Genomic DNA, 22,107 nt, shown 5'->3' on the forward strand with positions numbered 1-22,107 from the left:
AATTAGGAGAACCAAGGTTGAGGGACCTTGGTTTTTTCTTTTTATATAATTGATCTCAAATGATACTTCTAAATGTGAGATTAATGCGAGCTCCAATATTTTTTTTGGTCTTAGCAATTTGATGTAACCAAAAGTGTTGCATCTCTCCTTTCATTACCAATAAACTTCCATGGTTTAGGTTGAGCTGGTACTTTTCGGCTTTAAGATGTCTATGTTTAAAATGAAAGGGTCTTACAGCACCAAAACTCACAGATGCGATAATTGGATTTTTACCAAGTTCCTTTTCGTTGTCTGCATGCCAGCCATTACTATCATTTCCATCTCGATATAAATTTAGTAAGACACTGGTAAATTGATGTTTAATTTCTTGTTCTATATCTGTTCTTATTTGAGACAGTTCTGAAGTAAATTGGTGTGGATGCATAATGATATTTGAGTAAGAATACGGTTTATCATTATTGGCGTATAGTGCTGTTAATCTGGGTTGTTTATGAGTTTTTCCAAAAATTGTGATATCATCTTGCTGCCATGATACTGTTTCTTTTAAAGTTTCAAAATAATGATTGGCTCTATCCAAATTATAAAAACAATCTATATAAATGAGTTCCGCATTCGGCAACTTTAATCGTGTTTTTTCTTCGGAAAATAAGTCCATCATTTAATTTTTATCTAAATTAGCTATATCATGAAGATTCACAAAATAATAATTCCTTTGGCTCTGGTGGCCATTTTAGGGTTTACTACTCAAGAAAAAAATGCACTCCCTGAAGGGTTTATACATGTCAAAGATGTTATTCCAGACATTGAAGTTGAACTGCGTTATTATTCTAAAAACAATTTTGTTGGAGATACCATTGTTGGTTACAAAGCCAATACTTTAATTTTAACTAAACAGTCGGCTGAAGCTCTAAAAAAGGTGCAAGACGAACTACAAGATCAAAACTTGTGCTTACTTGTATATGATGGCTATAGACCGCAACGCGCTGTGAATCATTTTATGCGTTGGGCAAAAGATTTAAACGATACTATAAATAAGCAACAGTTTTATCCGAATGTAGAAAAGCGGCATTTATTTAAAGAAGAATATATAGCCTCAAGATCTGGACATAGCCGAGGAAGTACTCTAGATCTTACTATTATTGATGCCAATACTAATGAGCCGCTAGATATGGGAAGCCCTTATGACTTCTTCGGAAAAGAATCTTGGGTAGATCATCCTGATTTAACTAAGAAACAGAAAGCCAATAGACAGTTACTTCAAAGAGTGATGTTGAAACACAATTTTAGAAATTATCCAAAAGAATGGTGGCATTTTACCTTACGATGGGAGCCATTTCCGAAAACATATTTCGACTTCGAAGTAGAGTAATATTAAAACGTACCTTTATATGTAATCGCCTGTTTGATATGGGCTAAATGATGATTGCTATGCCAAGCATAAGTTCCAATAGTTTCATCTAGTCTAAAACGTTGGCCATGTTCGGGATGCACAAACGTTCTTGAGAGTTCTTCTGATGATAAATTGCGTAGTAGTTTACCAAGTTTTGCGTGCAATCCTTTGAGTAAACTTAAAGTGTCTTCCAAATTGTCATCAGTTCCATCAACAAGGTTTGCCCAACGATCTTCGTAATAAGGTCTTATTGTTGGAGCGTCTTCGGTAAGTGCTAGTTTAAAACGTATAATGCTGTTCATATGACTATCAGCACAATGATGAACAACTTGTTTGATGTTCCATCCATTAGGTCTGTAAGGCCAGTTAAGTTGCTCGCTGGTTAAGTCTTTTGTGGTCTCTTCAACCGCCTTTGGAAAATGTTCAATGTCGTTAATCCAATCCTCAATAAGTTCTGAAGAGATGTGTTCTGGTGCATTGAACTTGCCAATTGGGAATTTTAATTTTTCAATTTCTTTTTCAACCATTTTTCTAAATCTTCGTCCGATTTTAGTTTTATTAATTTTTCTATTGCTCGTTCTTTTTCAATACCTGTTTCTTTATTTTTTTTGTAAACCTCAATTAGACTTTTAAGACCAGCTAAATTACCATTGAACGCGCTAGAATCGTCAGGGTTTTCAATAGCATACTTCGTCCAACCTCCTAAAAAAGTCATCAATAAGTCTGGATTTGATTCAATTAGAGGAATCACATATGACGACACTTCTATTGAAACCGTTGGTGATCCCGTCATCCATAGCATTAAAAAAGCGCTCGCGTTCTGTCTTTTAGTTTTTTTCTCGTTTATGGGTGTATTCTCTAACCAATTGATACCATTAATCACATCCTGATTATATTTTTTATAATCTTCAGCAGTGTTTAAAGTGACGTCTTTTGGGATTTCAAAATCTTGAGCTTTAACGGTTAAAGAAATTGAACATAAAAGAAAAGTAGTAAGCAGTAGTTGTAGTTTCATTTGAGATAGTTAATGTTTGATTTAAAAATACTAATTATTTAGTTTAGCATATAACATATGCCTCAAAATCGTACTCTAAAACTAATATTTGGAGTAATTCCTAAAGATAAATTTTCAATCGTAATAATATCACCATCTGTGTTTTCGGCAAAATAGGTGTTTATAATATTTTTTCTATCCAATAAATTCCAAATAGACGCACCAATAGATGCATCCATTTTATTAGTGAGTTTTAGCTGATAAGTTGCTGAAATATCTGTCCTAAAATAATCGCTTAATCTATCGCTATTTGGAGAGGCGTATTCTATTAAGGTATTTGTGTCATCTTGTTGTTGTAAGGGTAAGGTTAAGGGTTTTCCCGAATGCCAATTTACACCTAAGGCCAATTTTAAATCGTTAATAACATAAGTCCCTGCAAACGTAGCTGTATGTCTTACATCAATATTATTTGGAAAAGGATTTCCGTTATTTAAATCGTCAAACTCGTAATCATTTTTGCTGTAAGAGTAACTTAACCATGTACTAAAAGAATCGAATTGCTTATTAATCAAAAAGTCGATACCACTTACTTGATATTTTCCGATGGCATTAGAAAACTGAAACTGGTTTTGAAACCCTTGACTTCTTGTGGTAATTCCGTCAATATCTTTTATAAATGCTTCTGCGCTAATGAGCAGTTTGTTTTTGTTATAATGAATTCCTACAGCGCCTTGAGCACTTTTGATAATGGGAATATCTTCGTTATTAGATAAAATCCAACGACGCTTTTCGATGCCTAAAAAATCATTTTGCAAGTCGATAATTTGAGAAGCAGTCTGGCTTTTTAACTCGGCCAAGAATTCGAGTCTAAAATCGTTGTTTAGTTTATGACTAACAGATAGACGTGGTTCTGTGAAAAATTCTGAAAATTTTTCAATAAAATTAGTTCTCAAACCAATTCTAGCATAAGTACTTTTACTTGTAGAAGTAAATTCGGCTTCGCCGTAAATAGAATGCGTTCTAACCACTTCCTTGACAAAACTTTCCGAGAAAGGATTATCGGTATCTTCGGCATTACTAATGATCACCTCGCTAAATTGATAGCCACCATGTAATTTCAAATGCTCATCAATGTGATTAGTGGCATTAATCTTCAAACCTAAATCATTAACACGATTATCTTGATTGGTACGCTGGCTATTGGCGATGTCAAAATTGGTAGCTTTTAAATCGTAATTAGTATAGTAAAATTGTGCTGTTGTAGTAAGTTTGCTGTTCCAATATTTTAAGTATTCAAAGCCAGTGGCAAAATTATTTTGAATGAGTTCATTTTTTAATGGTGTTTCAGAATTGTCGTTCGACCTTTGATCATATGTGAGGTTATTATTAATGGTCAAAAAGTTAAATCGAAATTGATCTTGATCTGTAATATTGTATAAGAATTTGGTAGCAATATCATAAAAGTAAAAGCGCTCATTGTTTGAAATCACTTCAGAGCCTCCCTGTTGTGGGTTAGAAAAATCACTATCCTGAAATACACGCTGCAAATATTGGTCGTAGGTTGGTGTAAAAATGAAATCGGTTACTGATCGCCTTGCAGAAACTTGTATTTCGGCTTGATCATTTAGCGGCACTTTGGCAAAACCGTCGGCGTGAATAAGGTTGAAACCTGCACCAGCAATAAAATCTTGATCGAGGCTATTAGATTGCTGCATGTCTATAACACTCGAAACACCATCTCCAAATTTAACGCTAGTCCCATTTTTTGAGACATTAACTTCTTTAGTGAGATATGGATTAAAGGCAGAAACAAGACCGAAGAAATGTCCAGATTGATACATTTTTATGCCGTCCCATAAAATTAAATTTTGATCATGTGTGCCGCCTCTTACATTAATATTGGAGACACGTTCATCAACACTAATAATACCAGGAAGGGCCTGTATAGTTTGCAATATATCGGGTTCTATTAGTCCAGGAAGAATGCCAAAATCTTCAGTTTTGATATTTATTTTACCGTCACTCTTTTTGGAAATACCTTTGGTTAAGAAATTTGTAATAACGACTTCCTCCAGCTTTTGGGTAATAAAATTACTGAAAGGATTAGAGCGTTTTGAGATGACGATACTGGTCTTATTAAGAATAATAAAGTCTAGATTAGTTTCAGATTTTAAAAACTCTAGAGCGTCTTCAAGAGATAATTCGTCATCAGGTAATACTGCAGTTTTGTTAGCAATAGTCTGATCTAAATAGGTAAAATTGATGTTGAATTTTAGCTCTAAATGTATAATGATTTCGGCAAGTAGAAGTTTGGTTTTTGAATTGTTTTGCGAATAAATGCAGTTTACATTCAAAAAGAATAAGATTATAAAAAGATAGAAGACACCTTTTTTACTCACGTTTTAGCCTAATGATATTGTCCGTTTTACTATACTTTAATTGTAACGGTAAAGTAATGGATTTTAAGGCAATTTCAATATCATTATGCATAAAACTTCCTGTAAAGTTTTGTGACCCGTCAATATTATTAAATTCTACAGACACATTATATTGTCTTTCAAATTCTGCAATAACTTCCCTGTAAGGAATACTTTTGAATGTACTTTTACGGTTTAGCCATGACGGACTGGTTAATTCTTCTTTTTCTGTAGCAATATAATTCCCATCAATAATTAAAAATGTATCTCCAGGAAGGAGTATTTTTTCTATTTCAGTTGTACTAACACGAACTTTCCCTTCGTAACATGTAACTTCAAAATATTGGTTACGTTGCTTCACATTAAACTGAGTTCCTAGTACAGTTACGTTTCCAAATTGAGTTTCTACTGTGAATTTTTTTCCTTTGGCAACGTTAAAAAAGGCTTCTCCTTCTAAAGATAAACTACGATCCTCATCCCAATTAGAAGCATTAAACACAAGTGTAGACACGGCATTTAAGTCAACTTTAGAAGCATCAGGTAATTCTAGCGATTTGTATTCAGATGCTAAGGTATTTGCAGTGGTGTCTAATGACGTTGTGAAATAGTAGATTCCAAAACAAACAATTAGAATGGCTGCAATTTTAGATAAAGTAGGTAAAAGTTTAAACGATTTATTATGCGTAGTTTTAATCGTATTCCATACAGAATCTAAAGAGGCATCAGTATCCAAAGCGTTTGCTTTAAACCCTTGAAGCTCTAGATTTAGTTTCATTAAATCGTCATAATCCTCAAGTTGCTTGAATGCTTCTAGCTCTTGCGGATTAAGATCGTGGTCTAACCATTTTTGTATGAGGCTTTCTCTATTCATAATATAAATTCACTCATATAACAGTTGAAGTATAAAAACTCCTACCTTTTATAATTCGTCAATATCTTGTCTTAATTTTTTTAAGGCACCATATATACGCTTTTCAACGGCTTTCGTTGAAATACCTAGGATTTCGGCAATTTCCTTAAAGCGTTTTCCTTCAACTCTATTCATTAAAAAAGCAACACGTTGTGCTTCGGTTAAATTAGCAATTGCAAGCTCTAACTTTTCTTTGTATTGTTTTTCTTGAAGAAGAAATTCAGGGTCAATATTAGTGCTGTGTTTTGGTTTAATTTGCCGGTGTCTTAAAACTACTTTTTGATGCGCAAACTCGTTAAGCATCATGTTGTTTGCCGTTGTGAACAAAAAGCTCTTAGCCTTATGCTGAGGTACTTTAGCACAGTTTTCCCACAGTTTTACAAAGGCTTCCTGCATTTTGTCTTGTGGATTAAGCTGACTTCCAAATTTATAATAAAGAAAGTCATACAAGTCCTTCGAGTACTTTCTGAAAATAGATGAGAACAACTGTTCTTCACAAATATGGTCCTTTAGTGGTTTTGACATGTTTAATTTTGGTTGCGCTAAGTTATAAAAATTATTGTGGTAGGAATTTTAACGTTTTAGTTGTTCTATTAAAAATATAAGTAATCGTTAAGTAAACTTAACCGTTAGTTTTAGTTTTTAGTTGGTTAAAAAGGATTGTTGGTCATAGCAATCCTTTTTTTATGCCTTAATTTCAAACTTCGCTTTATAAATACATCACAAATCGTTAAATTTGCATCTTTAAAATTCTATAAACATATGTTTAATAATTTAAGTGAAAAGTTAGATAAAGCATTACACGTCTTAAAAGGGCATGGTAGTATTACCGAAGTCAATGTAGCCGAAACTTTAAAAGAAGTTCGTAGAGCCTTACTAGATGCCGATGTTAACTTTAAAATAGCTAAAGAGTTTACCAATAAAGTCAAGGAAAAAGCTTTAGGTCAAAATGTATTAACAAGCCTTCAACCAGGTCAATTAATGGTAAAGCTTGTTAAGGATGAACTAACAGAGCTTATGGGTGGAGATGCGGAAGGAATCAATCTTTCTGGAAATCCGAGTGTGATTTTGATGTCTGGTTTGCAAGGTTCTGGTAAAACGACTTTTTCAGGAAAATTAGCAAACTACCTAAAAAATAAAAAAACAAAACGCCCTCTTTTGGTAGCATGTGATGTGTATCGTCCTGCTGCGATCGATCAATTACATGTTGTAGGAGATCAAATTAATGTTGAGGTTTTTAGTGATAAAGGAAATAGTGATCCTGTTGCAATTGCTCAGGCTGGTATAGCTCATGCCAAAGCTAACGGATTTAATGTTGTTATTATAGATACAGCAGGTCGTTTAGCTGTAGACCAAGCCATGATGGATGAGATTTCTAATATCCATAGTGCTATTCAACCACAAGAAACCTTATTTGTTGTAGATTCGATGACAGGTCAAGATGCTGTAAATACAGCAAAGGCTTTTAATGACATCTTAAATTTTGATGGTGTTATCCTTACGAAATTAGATGGTGATACACGTGGTGGAGCTGCGATTTCAATTAAATCTGTTGTAAACAAACCAATTAAATTTATTGGTACAGGAGAAAAGATGGAAGCCATTGATGTATTCTATCCATCACGTATGGCAGATCGTATCTTAGGAATGGGAGATGTTGTATCTCTTGTTGAAAGAGCACAAGAACAGTACGATGAGGAAGAAGCACGTAAGATTCAAAAGAAAATTGCCAAAAATCAATTTGGATTTGATGATTTCTTGAAGCAAATACAGCAAATCAAGAAAATGGGTAATATGAAAGATTTGATAGGTATGATTCCTGGCGCTGGAAAGATGATGAAGAATGTCGATATAGATGATGATGCTTTTAAGGGTATTGAGGCTATAATTCATTCAATGACACCAGCCGAACGTTCAAACCCATCACTTATTAATGCAAGTAGGAAGAAACGTATAGGAAAAGGGTCGGGAACTTCAGTTCAAGAGGTCAACCAACTTTTAAAACAGTTTAACCAGATGAGCAAAATGATGAAGATGATGCAAGGTGGAAAAGGAAAGGCGATGATGCAAGCTATGAAAGGCATGAGATAATAACTCATGCTTTTTTTATATAATTAAAATACACAACAATCAACACATGGTAATTCTAGACGGAAAAAAAGTAAGCAACGACATTAAAAACGAAATCAAGCAACAAGTTGATAAAATGAAAGGCAAAGGAGAGAAAGTTCCCCATTTGGCTGCAGTAATTGTTGGAAATGATGGTGCAAGTTTAACTTATGTAGGTAGTAAGGTGCGTGCTTGTGAACGCGTTGGTTTTGAGTCTACTATGGTGCGTATGTCTAACACAACAAGCGAAATAGAATTATTAGACAAAATTGAAGAATTAAACCAAAATGATGATATCGACGGATTTATAATCCAATTGCCATTGCCACCACAAATTAACACGCAAAAGGTCTTGATGGCTGTAGATCCTAGTAAAGATGTTGATGGCTTCCATCCTGAAAACTTTGGTAAAATGGCACTTGATATGAGTACGTTCATTCCGGCAACACCATTTGGAATTTTAGAATTGTTAGATCGCTATGGTGTAGAAACTAAAGGAAAGCATACCGTTGTTATTGGAAGGAGCCATATTGTTGGACGCCCAATGAGTATCTTGATGGGACGTAAAGGTTTTCCTGGAAATTCAACAGTGACATTAACACATAGCCACACAAAAAATATTACTCAAATTACATCACAGGCAGATATTATTATCTCGGCGTTGGGTGTCCCAAATTTTTTAAAGGCCGAAATGGTAAAAGATGATGTGATTATAATTGATGTTGGAATTACTAGAGTTCCAGATGATAGTTCTCCTAAAGGATATATTATAACTGGTGACGTGGATTTTACCAATGTAAGCAAGAAAGCGAGTTATATCACACCAGTTCCAGGAGGTGTTGGTCCAATGACTATAGCTATGCTGCTTAAAAATACACTACTAGCTCGCGAGCAACGTATGTAATCTTCTTATTTACTTATATTGCGCTATGATTAAAGTCTTTACTGCTTTAGAACGCGTGCTCATTTTAAGCTGGGAACATCTCCTTCCAATTGTAATAGCCGTCATTTTTGCTGTTGCCGTAATACGCTACGCGAAATCAATTTCTAAAGAAAAACAGCAACGTCTCGTACATTATATTGCCTTAATTGTTTCTATTACAGTTCTTGGTTTTCATAGTTATTATATCACTATTGAGGACTATAATTTTAAAACCGACTTGCCATTATATCTCTGTAGTTTACTTGGCATATTAATTCCGATATATACCTATTATAGACGATACTGGATGTTTGAGATATTGGTATTCTGGATTATTGCTGGAACATTACAAGGCGTTATTACTCCAGATATTGCCGAAGGCTTCCCTAGTTTTGATTATTTCAGATATTGGATTGTACACTTAGGTTTGCTTATTGTGATCTTCTATAGTGTTTTTGTGTTTAAACTGAAACCTAAACTTAAAAGTGTTTTTAAGTCATTTTTTGCTTTGCAGATTTATATCGTATTAATGATTATGGCAAATTACCTTTTAGAGGCCAACTATTTTTATCTGAATGAAAAACCCAAATCAGCTTCTGTATTGGATTATTTTGGAGAATGGCCCTATTATATTATAGTTTGCCAATTGATTATTATTCCATTGTTTCTTATCATTTATTTACCATTCTATTTCCAAAGAAAATCACTTGGCAAATAGTTGATTAATATCTTTAAAGGCTTTAAATTCTAGCGCGTTTCCGGCTGGATCTAAAAAGAACATAGTGGCTTGCTCACCAACTTGTCCTTTAAACCTAATATAAGGTTCAATGATAAATGTTATTCCTTTTTTTACAAGCCTATTCGCAAAATTCTGAAAATCATCCCATGGTAATACCACACCGTAATGTGGCACAGGTACTGCTTTTCCATCAACAGGATTAGTATGGAGATCATCATTTGATTTTGGCTTGAAATGAATAACAAGCTGATGTCCAAATAAATTAAAATCTACCCAGTGCTCACTATGTCTGCCTTCTTTACAGTCAAGGATATCCCTATAAAAAACACGGCATTCGTTTAGATTATGAACAGGAATGGCGATGTGAAAAGGAGGTGTTGTTTTCATAAAAGGAAATGATTTACCCGTAAAAATAATGTTTAATTCTGAAATAGAATTTCAAAAAAAAGGCTTGCTAAACGCATTTAATCCATTTTAGCAAGCCATCATCACATGAGTAAACCATCAACTCATCATTCTGATTTTCGTTTGTATAAACCATCAAATGCATTGGTCCATGTTTGCCCTTGATCTGAGCTAGATTCTTGAACCTGTCTTACAGTGTCGTCGTTTTTGTTGTAATACCATGTCATTCTGTACCAAACCCCATTTCCTTTTGCTATCATGAGCATATCACCATTGGTTTCTGTTTTTGGTTGTTCGTAATGACTAACGCCTCCAGCAGCCACCCAGTTTTGCTTCCATGTTTTATCGTTAACATCGTAATAGCTTATAGAGTTACCTCCATTACTTCCTAGAGGGCGCCAGTTTTCTAAAATTCCACAGTCGCCATTCGTGTTGGTAATACTACTTTCGGCAATTTTTTGATTTTGTACGTAGACATCCCATTCGCCTAACCAGAAATCAAATTGTCTATAGCTTTCATTAAACTTGCATGGGTTTGCTCGTTTGTACATATTCTCTCGAACTTTTAAAAAACGTTTATTGTTTCTTAAGGCATCAAATTCTTGTTGGTCTAGTCGTTTGTAAAAACCAAACTGCATACTATCAAGTTTTTCCAATTGTACGAGTGCATTTTCGGTTTGATTTTCGGCTGTATAACTTTGAGCAAGTCTCAAGAGAATCGCAGGACCTATAAGACCGCTTTCTTTCACAATCTCTAAATTAGTAATTGCTTTTTTGTGTTGTTTTAAATTTGAATAACTAAAACCCATGAAGTAGTTAGCCATAGAATCTTTAGGATTGATTTTTAGTTGCTCTTGAGCTATTTCAATAACCTTATCGTAATTTTTATTATTAAAATCTGGTTGATACGGACTATTAGGTTGTGCTTTAGTACTTAATGTAAAAGTGAGTATTGCAATTAATGTGAAAAGGAGATGTTTCATAATGTTCGTTTTAAGATGACTCAAAACAACATATAAACGTTCACATGTAAGTTTGTAATTATAAAATTTTACTAATTAGTATGTGCCTTTTTGTATTCGGTAGGCGTGCAATTGTGTTTTTCTTTAAAGGCTTTGTAAAAGGTAACTTTATTGTTAAAACCTACATCAAAGTAAATCGTTTTAACGCTGTAGTTGTTTGGCGAAGTCAATAGTTTTTCGGCTTCTATTAAGCGATAATCGTTTATGAATTGGTTGAAATTCTTGCCAGATTTTTTATTAATAACTTTCGAAAGAAGATGAGTAGAATATCCAACTTGATCGGCAAGATGTGCCAAGCGCAAATCATTATCTATAAACGGTTTATCTACTTCGATATAGTTTACTAGATTATTATATAACTCGTTGATGAGATGATCCTCCAAGCTGTCATTTTTATTTTCTATGGGTAAGAATAAGTCAGAAAAAAACTCACCATCAAAAATTTTAGGTTCTTTATATACAAAATAACCAATGGTATAAATAGTAATGGACATGGCAATTGAAATCATATAATCCCATTGATTATTAAAGAACGAAAAGTTAACGAGAACATAGTAAGAGATATATGATGCTATAAAGAAGCCAAAGAGTAAGATTAATGTATTTACCCATTTAAGACGTATTTTTTGGACTTCGGTTGTTTTATTATTGTTGTGTTTTAGAACCCTTATGCAAAGCATGAGATATATCAATAAATGAATGATAACGTACATGTAATGTGAGACATAATTAAATAGTTTACCTACACGAAGATTATGATTGAAAAGGTGCTTCGAATTGATTAATAGTACGATGGCGATCCAAATAAAACAAGGTATAAAATGGAGAAGTTTATTGTTACTTTTTATGTTAAATAGCTTTAGAATATATATGTAAAGTAAAGGACCAGATGCATAGAGTCCAACAAACTGAAAACTATTAAAGTACGGAAACGTATAACTATAGTTTGTCCAAAACATCACATAAGAAAATAACGTTATTGAGAAAGCAAGGACTAAAAGAGCGATAGGATAGTTTTTTTTATTCCTATTACTTATTAAAATAAAGAACAGAAAGATTCCCATTGCGACTGCAAATAAGAATCCAGATGTCCATGTATCAAAAGAAGGTGTTTGTTGCATCTTAGGAGCTAAAGTAAATAAATTGCCGCTCTTTAAGTTTAGTATTATAAATATTTACCTATCTAAATTACTGATGCAACTGAGTCTTAATCCAATTAATTACGTAAGGAAACACAAGTTCGTGCGTCGTATTGGGTGTAGGTTTTTCCCAACTACCTCCAGTTTTACATTTTTTTAATGAGTGATTGGCATTCTCAAAAATTTTCCACTCGAATGGTCTGTTCCATTGTTTTTTTATCGTTTCTAAATCAATAACCGATTGGTACACTGGGATGTTTTTATCGTGTGAACCAAAAACCCAAAGAGAAGGAATAGTCATTTCCTCAATAAATGGATACGGATCATAACCAGCAGAGTGATGCTTGTCCATTTCCGATTTAATATAGGCTTCACTATTTTTGGTAGGAACTCCATTTGTGTCACCAGTTAGGTCGCTATAGACATTCTCTTCATAGATACTCACTGTAGGGCCAGAATAAACAACACTAAAAGCGAGGTCTTTTTTTAAAATAGAAACCACTATCGGAATAATAAAACCAGCCTGGCTAATACCAGAAACACCTATTTTTTTAGAATCGATTCGATGATCTAGTTTGATTTTGTCATATGCCGCGATAACATCCATTGCGTAGATAATCATAGAACTACTATAACTTCCAATATATGTGCCATCAGACTTGCCAACACCTCTTTTATCATAAGTTAATACTCCAATACCCTTCGCAGTATATTGTTTTACCATTTCAAGTATGAAACTGTCATTTCTGTCTGTTTTTCCGCTACCGTGAACAGCAATAATAATCGGGATTTTTGTATTCACTTTAAGCGGTAACCATAAGTCACCTCGAAGTGTTGTTGCTCTTGTGGATTTAAATTCTATAGGTTCTTTTTTAGCATTAGGAATTTGTCCGAAGGCAGAAATACCTATTAAAAAATGAAAAGTAAAGCATAGAATTGTTAGTGTTCTAATCATGATTTGATAAGTGTTTAGAGATAAATACAAGCTCTTCGGCTTCGGTGTAATTCCTCTCATCTATGGTTGTACCTTTTCCATGGCCAGCATGTCTTGAAACTTTAAGAAGGATAGGGTTGTTACAATCTTGTTGTTGCTGCGCCGCAGCTACAAATTTATAGCCATGACTTGGTACAGCCGTTTGATCGTTTTCACCTATTTGAATGATAGTAGGAGGTAAGCATGCTATTGTATTGAGATTATGATAAGGTGAGTATTTTAAAATTGTCATCAAATCTTCTTTAATTTCGGGGTTCCCAAATTCATTCATTTTGGTTTTTCCACCAGTGAACAAATGAAATCTGGTAAGGTCTAAAGTGGGTACACTTATAAGTGCAGCGCCATATAAGTCTGGTCGTTGCATAACACTAGCTATTGCAGTACTTCCACTAGCACTAATACCATTTGCTGCAATCATTCCAGAAGATGTGTATTTGTTGTTGATGAGCCATTCGGCTGCAGAATTAAAATCGTCAAAAGCGTTTTGTTTATTCTGTTTAATACCGCCTTTATGCCATGATTCACCATATTCACCACCACCTCTAATATTGGCATAAGCATATATACCACCCATATTTAACCATTGCAGGATTTGTGGAGAATATCCAGGGAAACCAACAGAACCATATGCACCATAGCCAAACAAAAGAACTTTGTTTTTTGAATTGCGTTTAATTCCTTTTTTATAGGTGATGTACATAGGAACTTTGGTGCCGTCTTTACTTTTGTAAAATACCTGTTTTAATTCGTAAGTGTTATTTAAGTTGTCCTTAAAACCTTGATATACCAATTCACTAGTATAAGTTTCGCTGTTGATTTTATAAATTTCAGCAGGGAAAAATGGTCCAAAAATACCAATGAAAGTTTCTGGTGAATCTATATGATCAGGATAGAAAACAATGTAACCGAGTTTAGGCAAGTTAATTTTGTTTTTAAAGTTGCCATCAAAACCATAAACATGAAGTTCTTGATGAGCATCTATGATATATTTGATTACAAAGCGATCTCCAACTCTGTTAATCGTATTCATTGGATGCTTAGTTTCTCTAACCGCTGTTTCCCAATATTGAGACGCAGGATTTTTTATGTTTACCTTAATTATTTTTTTATTTGGAGCGTCTAAAGTCGTGCTAAAAAACCAATCTGTTCCTTGTGATGCTTCATACGTAAATCGAGCTTTTGAATCTCCGAGTAATTTTGTTGCCGGGCTCTTTAAGTTACTTACGTCTTTATAAAAAATGTCATTTCCAGGAGCGTCAGAGTTAACTACTTTAATGATAATATATTGTTTGTCATTACTCAAATACGGAATGAAGTAGTTGTCTGGTTTGTCGGGCTGATTAAACACCAAAATGTCATTTTCTGAAGAGGTGTTTAGTTCATGAAACATTATTCGGGCGTTCGACAATGGTGTTGCTAATTCTTTTCCTGCGTCTGGTGCATCAAATCTCAAATAGAAAAAGCCGCTGCTATCGGCATTCCATAGAACATTCCCTGAAGGACCAATAGTTTGTATGCCTTCAATTGTGTCTGTTAAATAGGTATTTGATTCAATGTCTTTAATTTTGATACTGTGCCAAGAGGAGCTGCCTTTATTAGGTAATATGGCAAGGTAGTTACCGTTGTCACTTACATCGTGAAATCCTAAAAATGACTCATTTTCTTTTAGTTCTTTTTCTGGATCAAATATGATGGTTCCTTGATCTTTTAAACCCTTTTTTTTAATTATAATCTCTGCTTTTCGCTCAGGATCCTTTCGTCTGTAGAAAAAATAGCCTCCTTTTTGAAAGATAGGTTCATGCCATGTGAAATTTTGAAACGTATTCATACTCTCGAAAACTTCACCAACGTTTTTTTTGTCTTCTAAAAACTGAGAATTATAGAAACGTTCTTGATCGTCAATCCAGGTTTTTGTGTCTTTGTCGTCTAAATCTTCTAACCATCTGTAATTATCTGTAATTGTTTGATTAAATAAAGTGTCTGTAACAGGTGATGTTTTACTTATTGGAAAATGAATTGACATTTTAGGTTCTTGACAGGACACGATGGTTATTAGACCAAAAATGAGAATTAAATGTTTCATTTTATAATTGTTAGATTTTGCTTTCTCTTAATTTGGCGAATTCTTAATCGTGCTTTTTAAACGCAGAAATTGAGTCCAAATGGATTGAATATAAGTCTACATTGTTATTGTTCATTTCTACTTTAAAATTTTCATGTCTATTACTCGCAAAGTATAGGGTCTTGTTATGGATTTTAGGAGACAAATCACTTCCGCCAGAGTTGAGATCGCCTAAATATTGGGACTTACTCCATTGATTATTTTTAAAATAACTGATATACAAATCGCCATCATGTGTTATATTTTGATCCCTTCCGCTGGCTTCATAGATAATGAAATCTCCATTTGGAGAAATACAACTTCCCCATTCTCCTCCATTTGTGTTTAAGTTGGAACCCAAGTTGATAGGAGTTTGATATGTGTTATTCTTTAAATAAGAAACCCATATATCTCCAGATCCAAAACCGCCATCACGATAGGATCCAAAATAAAGATTGCCATGTTTATCTAGGGTAGGGCTATATTCAGATTTCTCAGAATTGTAAACTTGTAAGTGTTTGGGAGCACTCCATTTATTACTTTCTTTTTCAACATACCAAATATCTCTATCCTGTTTTTTTGTATGTCTGTTAATTGGACGATTTGAGGAAAAATAGATTCTGTTTCCATCTGGTGTTACAAAGGGAGACGAGTCGGAATATGTTCCAGAGAAACTAACTATTTCAGGTTTAGACCATTTTCCATCAATACTAATAGACTTATAGATTGTGCTTTTTTGGTTATTCGCATAAAAAGAATCCTTTTTAGCAAAATAAAACTCACGATTGCTAGGCATAAGTGTCGCTGAGGTTTCGACATTTTTAGAAAGGACACCTTCTGCAAAGAGGTTTGGAGCGGTTGTTTTATGAACTTGTGGTTGAATATAACGTGTATATAAATCAAAGATGTAATTTCCTTTTTGTAAATCCCAGGCTGTTATAACGACAACCATACTATTGTCCGGATCTACAATAATATATTGTCCTCCCGCACCTCTGGCCAAGTAGATGTTAGTATTGGTTTTAGGATTGCTTCCCATAGTCTCAGGTGTGTTCCACCAAAAATATCCATAGCCAAAGCGATAAAATCTATTATCTCGATGATTTTCAGTGATTGGAGTTTTAGCAGCTTTTTTTACCCAAGATTTGGGTAATATTTGTTTGTCATTCCAACGGCCATTGTTTAGATACAATTGACCTATTTTTAACATGTCTCTTGACTTTAAGAACAATAAAGCTGAACCATTACGTTTTGCACCTCCATTACCTTCCCAAAAGCGATAGGTTTTAATGTTTAAGGGATCAAATAAGTATGTTTTTGCAAAACTATCTATTGACATTTTAGATGCTTCCTGAATAATCCCTGATGTTAAAACTGGGGCTGCATTACTATAATTAAAGCGAGTACCAGGTTCGCATTGCATTGGTGAACTCAGTATTGATTTGTACCAATCGCCTTCAGTCGCTAATATTTTTCGCCAAGTGTTGTTGGGAGAATTCCAGGGTGATTCTTGCCATTTTAACCCATGCTGTTGGGTTAAGAGGTCTTCAATCGTCATTTCCTCTTTCCATTTATTAATATTTTCAGGTGCTTTATGCTTAAAGTAGGGAAGTACTTTTTGATTAACATCGTCTATAAAGCCTTCTTGTATGGCGATTCCCATTAACGTGGATATGACGCTTTTTGTAGCCGATTGCATCATATGCAAAGAATCTTCTGTCCAACCGTTAAAGTATTCTTCAAAAATAATGTCATTATTGTGCATGATTAACACACTATGAATGGTACCATAAGTGTTATTCTCGATAGCTTTCAAGCCTGCATTTAGCCTCATCTTATTTTGATCGAGATAACTCAAATTGTCTTCGCTACTTTTGGCAGAATTGCAAGCCATAAGTATTATGACTAATAAGATCATAATCACATTTTTCAAACAATTAGTATTTGATTTAGTTGTCATCCTTTATAATCATTTTAGAGACTCAACATTCCAAATGGTTGTTTGACCATTATCCTGTTCAAACATTACCTTTACAATATATGGTTTTGAATCTGAAAGCCAATATGTTGTCTTGACATTTCCAGCGTTGAGTACTTCTATTTTTTGCGTAGCTATTTTTCCAAGAGCTTTAATATCAAGTGTTTCTTTATGCGCTATTTTAAATGATTTTATATCAAGTCTTGGGTTTTTAGGTAAGCCTTGAACTACCTGTAATGAAAATGTGTTTTTAATATCTTGGTTAAGAATACTTATAAGAGCAAAACCGTCTGAAGACCAAGTGAAACCAGTATCGTCAAGTTCCTTTATGGATAATTTGGTGTTGCTCGTACTACGACTTAAAGCCGTACTAATATAGGTGTTATTAACAACATCTGTATGTTGTATATACTCTGGATTCCATCTAACATCTATAGATAATGGTTCTAAACTGTGCTTTTTTAGGACATCGGTTTTTGTGTATGTGTTATTAGATGTGTCTTGCCAGTGCATAGATCTAATAATACTATCACTATTAACGATGACTTTATCTGTCATGGTGTTAATACCTTTTCTTGTGGTGCCATTACTTTCAATAACTGTCTGAGACCAAACCAAGGTATAGGACTCAATGTGTACATTGGTATCTGACGGTTTTATAAGAGCATTTGTTTGAGCGAAACTTTCGATACTCAAAAAAAGGATGCAAGATATTGAGGTTAAGACAATTTTGAATGTCGTCATGATAAATTAGTCTTCAGTTCTTGTACATTCTATCTTCCATGTTGGATATGTTATTTTTTCGGTTTTATCTACCCATTCACCAATCCATTTATATCCTGTGTTACTCATATCATAAAAGGTTAATCGGAAATAACCTTCCATGCCGTTGGGTGCCTTTTGTTCTTTGTACAAACTAATTTTACCATCTTTTTTATTGCCTTCCCAAACAGGGAATTTTGTTGATGGAGTTTTTGTAGAGAACCAATGTACATACCAGCGACTACTATCTTTAATATATTGTCTGATGCTACCAGAATGTGAACCGTCTGTTTTTAATGTTTCATCTTGAACAGCAGTTCCGTTCATGATATATTTCCATCGCCAAATCATATCTTCGGCATCATTCCATGTACCATCTTGTTTGCGACTGGTAGATTTACAATTGCAAGAGCCTATCATAGCTTCATAATCTTTAATTTGTTCTGGGGCTTCAGGGTTTGGTTGCCCATATGGATGTTTTACCGAGGCGTCATATTCGTACTGCGCATAGGCCGAAGTTGTGAAGAATGCTATTAAAAGTAATAAGTACAATGGGTTTTTCATGGTATGTAGTGTTTGTTGTTAATGTCTTACTGAGCCCTCTCAACATCCTTTTCTTAGTAGAAGTTAGTTAGTCGTGTGAAATAGACTCAGAAAGACTAAATTCAAAAAATCAATTGAACTCAATATGTGAATTGAAAATCAACCTAATCAAAGCAATGAAAAAAGTCTGTGGTTTGTTAAGTAATTGCAGAGAGTTACCTATAATTTGCAGTAAACTAGGTTAACAAAATCCTAATTAAGAAAATCTTTTACTGTTTTTAGGTTACTTTTTGAAACAGGAATTTGTAAGTCGTTTTCTAGAATAAGATTGGGTGACCCCGAAATGTGAAGTTCCTTTGCAAATGACATATTTACAATGGCTTTTCTGTGTACTCTTAAAAAGTTAGTGCTCAGTTTCTCTTCTAGGGCTTTTAGAGAACTACGCATAGTATAAGAACCATTATTTGTAGTATGAACTTTTACGCAGTAATCATCGGCCTCTATCCAACTAATATCTTCAACAGGAATAATTTTACGTTTATTACCAATTTTTATATTTAAAACGGTAGCTTTCTCATCTATTGTAGAGTTGAGTTTTTTGAAAAGTCTGGCATTAGTGAGTTTTAATTCTGAAAGCTCCTGAACTTCAATTTGCAGCTTTTCATTTTCAAAGTATAGACGCAAAATCATGGCAATTGCAATGTAGCCAAGTGTATAGAGTGTTGCTTTTTGAAAAATAAAGAACGTTAAGTATTCTCCTAATAAGGCCAAACTAAAATTGTCATTTGAGTACAAGAGACGACTAAGGGATATTATAAAAACACATAAGAATACTAAGACGAAAATAACGAGTACATAGTTAACAATTCTAACATTATCCAGTTTCTTGTGAGATTGAGATTTAGAGTAAAAAAATAAAACAATAGACATTAAGCACCATATAACCCAGCTATTTAATTGACTTTTTAGAACATCCCAAAAAGAAACATTCTCTACAATATTGTACTTTGTTACAAAGTAAATTTGTTGAAATGTTTCAAAAATCACGGCAAGTATAAATACCAGAGCAATAATAAAAATACTTAGTTTGAAATTTGATATTTTGCTCATGAGATCTTTCATGACATTATGATTTGTGTTTACTAGATTTGAAAGTTTTATGAGAGTCTTCTAACAATAGACTTAGTTCTTTAAACTCTTCCTCGCTTAATTCACGATATTTACCCAAAGGCATGTCTAACTTGATATTCATAATACGAATACGTTTTAAAGTCTGTACATCGTAAGTTAAATAATCACACATTCTACGTATTTGCCTATTTAAACCTTGAGTAAGCACAATACTAAAGGTGTGCGAATTAATCTTCTTTACTTTACACTTCTTTGTTGTTTTTCCTAATTCGTCGAGATAAATGCCTCCAGACATTCGATTAATAAAGGTTTGAGAAATAGGCTTGTCTACTGTTACAATATATTCTTTTTCGTGATTATTACTAGCACGAAGGATCTTATTTACAATATCACCATCATCTGTTAACAAAATTAAACCCTCACTTGGTTTGTCTAATCGTCCAATAGGGAAAATTCGTTTCGGGTAATTAATATAATCTATAATATTATCCTTTTCAACTCGCGTGTCGGTAGTACAAACAATTCCTACGGGTTTATTAAAAGCCAGATAAACAAAACTGTCTTTAGTGTTTTTTACGAGTTCGCCATCTACTCTAACGTCATCATTGGGTGCAATTTTGGTTCCCATTTCAGGTACAACACCATTAATGGTAACACGACCAGCATCAATAAGTCTGTCTGCTTCGCGACGTGAGCAATAACCAACCTCACTTAGATATTTGTTAATTCGTTTTAACTGATTTGACATGTGCCAAAAATACAAAACTAAGTATTAATAAAATCGAGAATATAATCGTTTACTTCTTCGGCGCGCAAACCATGTCCGTATCCTTTGGTTTTGATAAGTTTTGATTTTTTGTAGAAAGTTTTAAAGTCTTCGGCGTCATTGTACGGAATAATTTTGTCCAATTCGTCGTGAATTATAAGTCCGTCCGCTTTAATATGTTCAGAGAGACGTGCCGCATTAAAGTAATCAGGTTTCTCATTAAAACGTTCCAAAATCAGTTCATTCATAGTTTGGGAGACACGTTCATTATAACTCATCATATTAACGTATCTTCTAAAAACGCCAACAAAATTTGAAGGTGCGCCTAGCAGGACTAACTTTTCTACAGATTTCAACTGGTATTTTTGTTGAAAAAAGGCAGTAGCCATTCCTCCAACCGAATGCCCTATAATAATATTAGCCTCAAATTTTTTTGCAACAATATTGATGCATTCGGCATATAAAATGGCGTTGAAAAGTTTTCCTGTAGAATGACCATGAGCAGGAGCATCGAGTGCCACAATATTATAATCTAAAGTCTTCAGTTTTTCTATTAGAGGTTTCCATCTAAAAGAGTTACTTTCCCAACCATGAGCTAATAAGATCGTGTCATTTTTTCCTAGCCACCTATAAGTTCTAATACTTAAGCCAGCGTACTTGATATCTTCTGTAAAAGCGGTGTCTAGAAAGTCTTTTTCTACTTCTTTTAATTTTATTTTTCGAGGTGACGAAAATAGCTTTATTGCCATTTTTCCTGCTGTTCTGGGTGAAATAAAACTAATTAAGTTAATGAAGAAACCGATAATTTTTACGAAAAATGCTTTCATCTAGCCCTCTCTATTTACTAAATTCATGGAAAAAGCGGGTAAGCAAATGGCTATATATTCGCATGATTCGATGAACGGATTTGAATATTGAACTCTGGTATTTTTCTCTATTTTAATAGATTGTCCAGCCTCTAAAATAACAATGTCGCCTTCAATATTAAATTGCTTTTTCCCCTTAATAATGTAGGTGTATTCATCAAATTCTGGTGTTTGAAAAGGTTCACTCCAACCAGCAGGAGCAATCATATGAGCAATACTTAGTTGTGCATCACCATTGGTTGCATTTCCAAAATGTTCTTCAATTAGTTTTCCATCTGTGGTTGGAACAATAAATGGAGACTTTTGAATGATGTATGGTTTTTTACTCAACATAAATTTTTAATACTACCAATGTAGCATAAAGTATTTGATTTTCGCATTATCTGGAATTTGAACCGCTTCAATGTTTAAAGTCATATCAAACCTCAGATTTGCAGGTAACTCTTTTTTATCAATAGTGAAGGATGCGTTAATCTCATTCACAGAAACCACAATAGAACTTATTAAATTATTAATACTAGAAATTTTGTAGTTGTCTTTTATGTCTTTAAACGTACTGAGTGTAGAAATGTTTTTATCTGTCTTAAAATTTTCATTTAAAATCTGAACACTGCTAATAACAGCTGTAGAGTCTAAAGTTTGGCTTGGTGTTAGGATAAGGGATTTTTTTCCTTCAATATAGATCTCTATATCATTGTCATCGCCAGCAAATTCATCGCCTTTTATGGAAGTAACAATAGAGTCTTTAGAAAAAACAATGTCTAAATCTTTAACCATTGTAGAATCTGAAAGCAAACCAATATGTTGTTTACCTATTTGAAAAGGGTCTTGCTTTTTTTCTTTTGTACAGCTTTGAATGCAAAGCGTTACTATAATTAATGCCGAAAAATATTTTAAATGCGTTTTCACGAAATGACTG

General features: G+C 33.7%; 23 protein-coding genes. 4 read left to right on the forward strand and 19 right to left on the reverse strand.

Annotation, left to right across the window (positions count from 1 at the left end; translation table 11 throughout):
- Window positions 1–55 precede the first annotated feature (55 nt).
- Window positions 56–655, reverse strand: coding sequence for an alpha-ketoglutarate-dependent dioxygenase AlkB (locus Q0787_RS18925; RefSeq protein WP_298905008.1), 600 nt, complete (start codon window positions 653–655; stop codon window positions 56–58).
- Window positions 656–685: 30 nt separating this feature from the next.
- Here Q0787_RS18925 and Q0787_RS18930 point away from each other — a divergent pair, with 30 nt between their 5' ends.
- The gene (locus Q0787_RS18930) at window positions 686–1,369 is read left to right on the forward strand and encodes a M15 family metallopeptidase (protein ID WP_298904929.1); all 684 of its coding nucleotides are present in this window, start codon (window positions 686–688) and stop codon (window positions 1,367–1,369) included.
- Between the two features lie 2 nt (window positions 1,370–1,371).
- Here the strand turns inward: Q0787_RS18930 and Q0787_RS18935 are convergent, their stop codons facing one another.
- From Q0787_RS18935 to Q0787_RS18955, 5 genes are all read right to left on the reverse strand, one after another.
- Window positions 1,372–1,917 carry a YfiT family bacillithiol transferase gene (locus Q0787_RS18935; protein ID WP_298904932.1) on the reverse strand — a complete coding sequence of 182 codons (546 nt, stop codon included), beginning with the start codon at window positions 1,915–1,917 and terminating at the stop codon, window positions 1,372–1,374.
- Window positions 1,890–2,405, reverse strand: coding sequence for a hypothetical protein (locus Q0787_RS18940; protein WP_298904935.1), 516 nt, complete (start codon window positions 2,403–2,405; stop codon window positions 1,890–1,892). Before Q0787_RS18940 ends, Q0787_RS18935 begins: the two co-directional genes overlap by 28 nt.
- Before the next feature lie 62 nt (window positions 2,406–2,467).
- Window positions 2,468–4,738 carry a TonB-dependent receptor gene (locus Q0787_RS18945; protein ID WP_298904937.1) on the reverse strand — a complete coding sequence of 757 codons (2,271 nt, stop codon included), beginning with the start codon at window positions 4,736–4,738 and terminating at the stop codon, window positions 2,468–2,470.
- Window positions 4,739–4,775: 37 nt separating this feature from the next.
- On the reverse strand, window positions 4,776–5,672 hold the full coding sequence (locus tag Q0787_RS18950) for a FecR family protein (protein WP_298904940.1): 897 nt from the start codon (window positions 5,670–5,672) through the stop codon (window positions 4,776–4,778).
- 48 nt (window positions 5,673–5,720) lie between these two features.
- Window positions 5,721–6,236, reverse strand: coding sequence for a sigma-70 family RNA polymerase sigma factor (locus tag Q0787_RS18955; protein WP_298904943.1), 516 nt, complete (start codon window positions 6,234–6,236; stop codon window positions 5,721–5,723).
- 237 nt (window positions 6,237–6,473) lie between these two features.
- Between Q0787_RS18955 and ffh the strand changes: the two genes are divergently transcribed.
- From ffh to Q0787_RS18970, 3 genes are read left to right on the forward strand one after another with little or no spacing between them, the layout of a single operon-like run.
- Complete coding sequence (gene ffh / locus Q0787_RS18960) at window positions 6,474–7,802, forward strand: signal recognition particle protein (RefSeq protein ID WP_298904945.1); 1,329 nt, start codon at window positions 6,474–6,476, stop codon at window positions 7,800–7,802.
- A 46-nt stretch (window positions 7,803–7,848) separates the two neighbouring features.
- Complete coding sequence (locus Q0787_RS18965; RefSeq protein ID WP_298904947.1) at window positions 7,849–8,724, forward strand: bifunctional 5,10-methylenetetrahydrofolate dehydrogenase/5,10-methenyltetrahydrofolate cyclohydrolase; 876 nt, start codon at window positions 7,849–7,851, stop codon at window positions 8,722–8,724.
- A gap of 25 nt (window positions 8,725–8,749) precedes the next feature.
- On the forward strand, window positions 8,750–9,460 hold the full coding sequence (locus tag Q0787_RS18970) for a TIGR02206 family membrane protein (RefSeq protein WP_298904950.1): 711 nt from the start codon (window positions 8,750–8,752) through the stop codon (window positions 9,458–9,460).
- Here Q0787_RS18970 and Q0787_RS18975 read toward each other — a convergent pair.
- The 13 genes from Q0787_RS18975 to Q0787_RS19035 form a co-directional block, all read right to left on the reverse strand.
- A complete protein-coding gene (locus Q0787_RS18975) occupies window positions 9,446–9,868 on the reverse strand; it encodes a VOC family protein (protein WP_298904953.1) in 423 nt (140 codons plus the stop codon). The genes Q0787_RS18970 and Q0787_RS18975 overlap by 15 nt on opposite strands.
- 125 nt (window positions 9,869–9,993) lie before the next feature.
- Window positions 9,994–10,869, reverse strand: a complete 876-nt coding sequence (locus Q0787_RS18980; RefSeq protein WP_298904954.1) for a hypothetical protein — start codon at window positions 10,867–10,869, stop codon at window positions 9,994–9,996.
- 71 nt (window positions 10,870–10,940) lie between these two features.
- Entirely contained in the window at window positions 10,941–12,029 is a 1,089-nt protein-coding gene (locus Q0787_RS18985; protein ID WP_298904956.1) for an AraC family transcriptional regulator, read from the reverse strand.
- A 67-nt stretch (window positions 12,030–12,096) separates the two neighbouring features.
- Window positions 12,097–13,002, reverse strand: a complete 906-nt coding sequence (locus Q0787_RS18990; RefSeq protein ID WP_298904959.1) for an alpha/beta hydrolase — start codon at window positions 13,000–13,002, stop codon at window positions 12,097–12,099.
- Window positions 12,995–15,124, reverse strand: coding sequence for a prolyl oligopeptidase family serine peptidase (locus Q0787_RS18995; protein ID WP_298904961.1), 2,130 nt, complete (start codon window positions 15,122–15,124; stop codon window positions 12,995–12,997). The genes Q0787_RS18990 and Q0787_RS18995 overlap by 8 nt, the downstream gene beginning before the upstream one ends.
- Window positions 15,125–15,167: 43 nt before the next feature.
- Window positions 15,168–17,060, reverse strand: coding sequence for a serine hydrolase (locus Q0787_RS19000; protein WP_298904964.1), 1,893 nt, complete (start codon window positions 17,058–17,060; stop codon window positions 15,168–15,170).
- 51 nt (window positions 17,061–17,111) lie between these two features.
- The gene (locus tag Q0787_RS19005) at window positions 17,112–17,864 is read right to left on the reverse strand and encodes a hypothetical protein (protein WP_298904967.1); all 753 of its coding nucleotides are present in this window, start codon (window positions 17,862–17,864) and stop codon (window positions 17,112–17,114) included.
- A 6-nt stretch (window positions 17,865–17,870) separates the two neighbouring features.
- Window positions 17,871–18,446, reverse strand: a complete 576-nt coding sequence (locus tag Q0787_RS19010) for a hypothetical protein (protein ID WP_298904970.1) — start codon at window positions 18,444–18,446, stop codon at window positions 17,871–17,873.
- Between the two features lie 231 nt (window positions 18,447–18,677).
- The gene (locus Q0787_RS19015; RefSeq protein WP_298904973.1) at window positions 18,678–19,547 is read right to left on the reverse strand and encodes a LytTR family DNA-binding domain-containing protein; all 870 of its coding nucleotides are present in this window, start codon (window positions 19,545–19,547) and stop codon (window positions 18,678–18,680) included.
- Window positions 19,548–19,551: 4 nt separating this feature from the next.
- On the reverse strand, window positions 19,552–20,304 hold the full coding sequence (locus tag Q0787_RS19020; RefSeq protein WP_298904976.1) for a pseudouridine synthase: 753 nt from the start codon (window positions 20,302–20,304) through the stop codon (window positions 19,552–19,554).
- Window positions 20,305–20,321: 17 nt separating this feature from the next.
- The gene (locus tag Q0787_RS19025) at window positions 20,322–21,149 is read right to left on the reverse strand and encodes an alpha/beta hydrolase (RefSeq protein ID WP_298904979.1); all 828 of its coding nucleotides are present in this window, start codon (window positions 21,147–21,149) and stop codon (window positions 20,322–20,324) included.
- Window positions 21,150–21,521, reverse strand: coding sequence for a cupin domain-containing protein (locus Q0787_RS19030; RefSeq protein ID WP_298904982.1), 372 nt, complete (start codon window positions 21,519–21,521; stop codon window positions 21,150–21,152). It abuts the gene before it with no gap.
- 12 nt (window positions 21,522–21,533) lie between these two features.
- Complete coding sequence (locus tag Q0787_RS19035) at window positions 21,534–22,097, reverse strand: hypothetical protein (protein WP_298904985.1); 564 nt, start codon at window positions 22,095–22,097, stop codon at window positions 21,534–21,536.
- Between the last annotated feature and the right edge of the window lie 10 nt (window positions 22,098–22,107).

The organism is uncultured Psychroserpens sp., assembly GCF_947492715.1.
In the GTDB taxonomy this organism is placed as follows: Bacteria; Bacteroidota; Bacteroidia; order Flavobacteriales; family Flavobacteriaceae; genus Psychroserpens.

What these genes read in the sequence shown, in the direction of transcription:
- Q0787_RS18940 (WP_298904935.1), bottom strand. Translation starts at nt 2,405, where the DNA reads ATGAAACTACAACTACTGCTTACTACTTTTCTTTTATGTTCAATTTCT.
- Q0787_RS18980 (WP_298904954.1), bottom strand. Translation starts at nt 10,869, where the DNA reads ATGAAACATCTCCTTTTCACATTAATTGCAATACTCACTTTTACATTA.
- Q0787_RS18925 (WP_298905008.1), bottom strand. Translation starts at nt 655, where the DNA reads ATGGACTTATTTTCCGAAGAAAAAACACGATTAAAGTTGCCGAATGCG.
- Q0787_RS19000 (WP_298904964.1), bottom strand. Translation starts at nt 17,060, where the DNA reads ATGATCTTATTAGTCATAATACTTATGGCTTGCAATTCTGCCAAAAGT.
- Q0787_RS19005 (WP_298904967.1), bottom strand. Translation starts at nt 17,864, where the DNA reads ATGACGACATTCAAAATTGTCTTAACCTCAATATCTTGCATCCTTTTT.
- Q0787_RS18985 (WP_298904956.1), bottom strand. Translation starts at nt 12,029, where the DNA reads ATGCAACAAACACCTTCTTTTGATACATGGACATCTGGATTCTTATTT.
- Q0787_RS19030 (WP_298904982.1), bottom strand. Translation starts at nt 21,521, where the DNA reads ATGTTGAGTAAAAAACCATACATCATTCAAAAGTCTCCATTTATTGTT.
- Q0787_RS18970 (WP_298904950.1), top strand. Translation starts at nt 8,750, where the DNA reads ATGATTAAAGTCTTTACTGCTTTAGAACGCGTGCTCATTTTAAGCTGG.
- Q0787_RS19020 (WP_298904976.1), bottom strand. Translation starts at nt 20,304, where the DNA reads ATGTCAAATCAGTTAAAACGAATTAACAAATATCTAAGTGAGGTTGGT.
- Q0787_RS18975 (WP_298904953.1), bottom strand. Translation starts at nt 9,868, where the DNA reads ATGAAAACAACACCTCCTTTTCACATCGCCATTCCTGTTCATAATCTA.
- Q0787_RS19015 (WP_298904973.1), bottom strand. Translation starts at nt 19,547, where the DNA reads ATGAAAGATCTCATGAGCAAAATATCAAATTTCAAACTAAGTATTTTT.
- Q0787_RS18995 (WP_298904961.1), bottom strand. Translation starts at nt 15,124, where the DNA reads ATGAAACATTTAATTCTCATTTTTGGTCTAATAACCATCGTGTCCTGT.
- Q0787_RS18950 (WP_298904940.1), bottom strand. Translation starts at nt 5,672, where the DNA reads ATGAATAGAGAAAGCCTCATACAAAAATGGTTAGACCACGATCTTAAT.
- Q0787_RS18935 (WP_298904932.1), bottom strand. Translation starts at nt 1,917, where the DNA reads ATGGTTGAAAAAGAAATTGAAAAATTAAAATTCCCAATTGGCAAGTTC.
- Q0787_RS18965 (WP_298904947.1), top strand. Translation starts at nt 7,849, where the DNA reads ATGGTAATTCTAGACGGAAAAAAAGTAAGCAACGACATTAAAAACGAA.
- Q0787_RS18930 (WP_298904929.1), top strand. Translation starts at nt 686, where the DNA reads ATGAAGATTCACAAAATAATAATTCCTTTGGCTCTGGTGGCCATTTTA.
- ffh (WP_298904945.1), top strand. Translation starts at nt 6,474, where the DNA reads ATGTTTAATAATTTAAGTGAAAAGTTAGATAAAGCATTACACGTCTTA.
- Q0787_RS18955 (WP_298904943.1), bottom strand. Translation starts at nt 6,236, where the DNA reads ATGTCAAAACCACTAAAGGACCATATTTGTGAAGAACAGTTGTTCTCA.
- Q0787_RS18990 (WP_298904959.1), bottom strand. Translation starts at nt 13,002, where the DNA reads ATGATTAGAACACTAACAATTCTATGCTTTACTTTTCATTTTTTAATA.
- Q0787_RS19025 (WP_298904979.1), bottom strand. Translation starts at nt 21,149, where the DNA reads ATGAAAGCATTTTTCGTAAAAATTATCGGTTTCTTCATTAACTTAATT.
- Q0787_RS19010 (WP_298904970.1), bottom strand. Translation starts at nt 18,446, where the DNA reads ATGAAAAACCCATTGTACTTATTACTTTTAATAGCATTCTTCACAACT.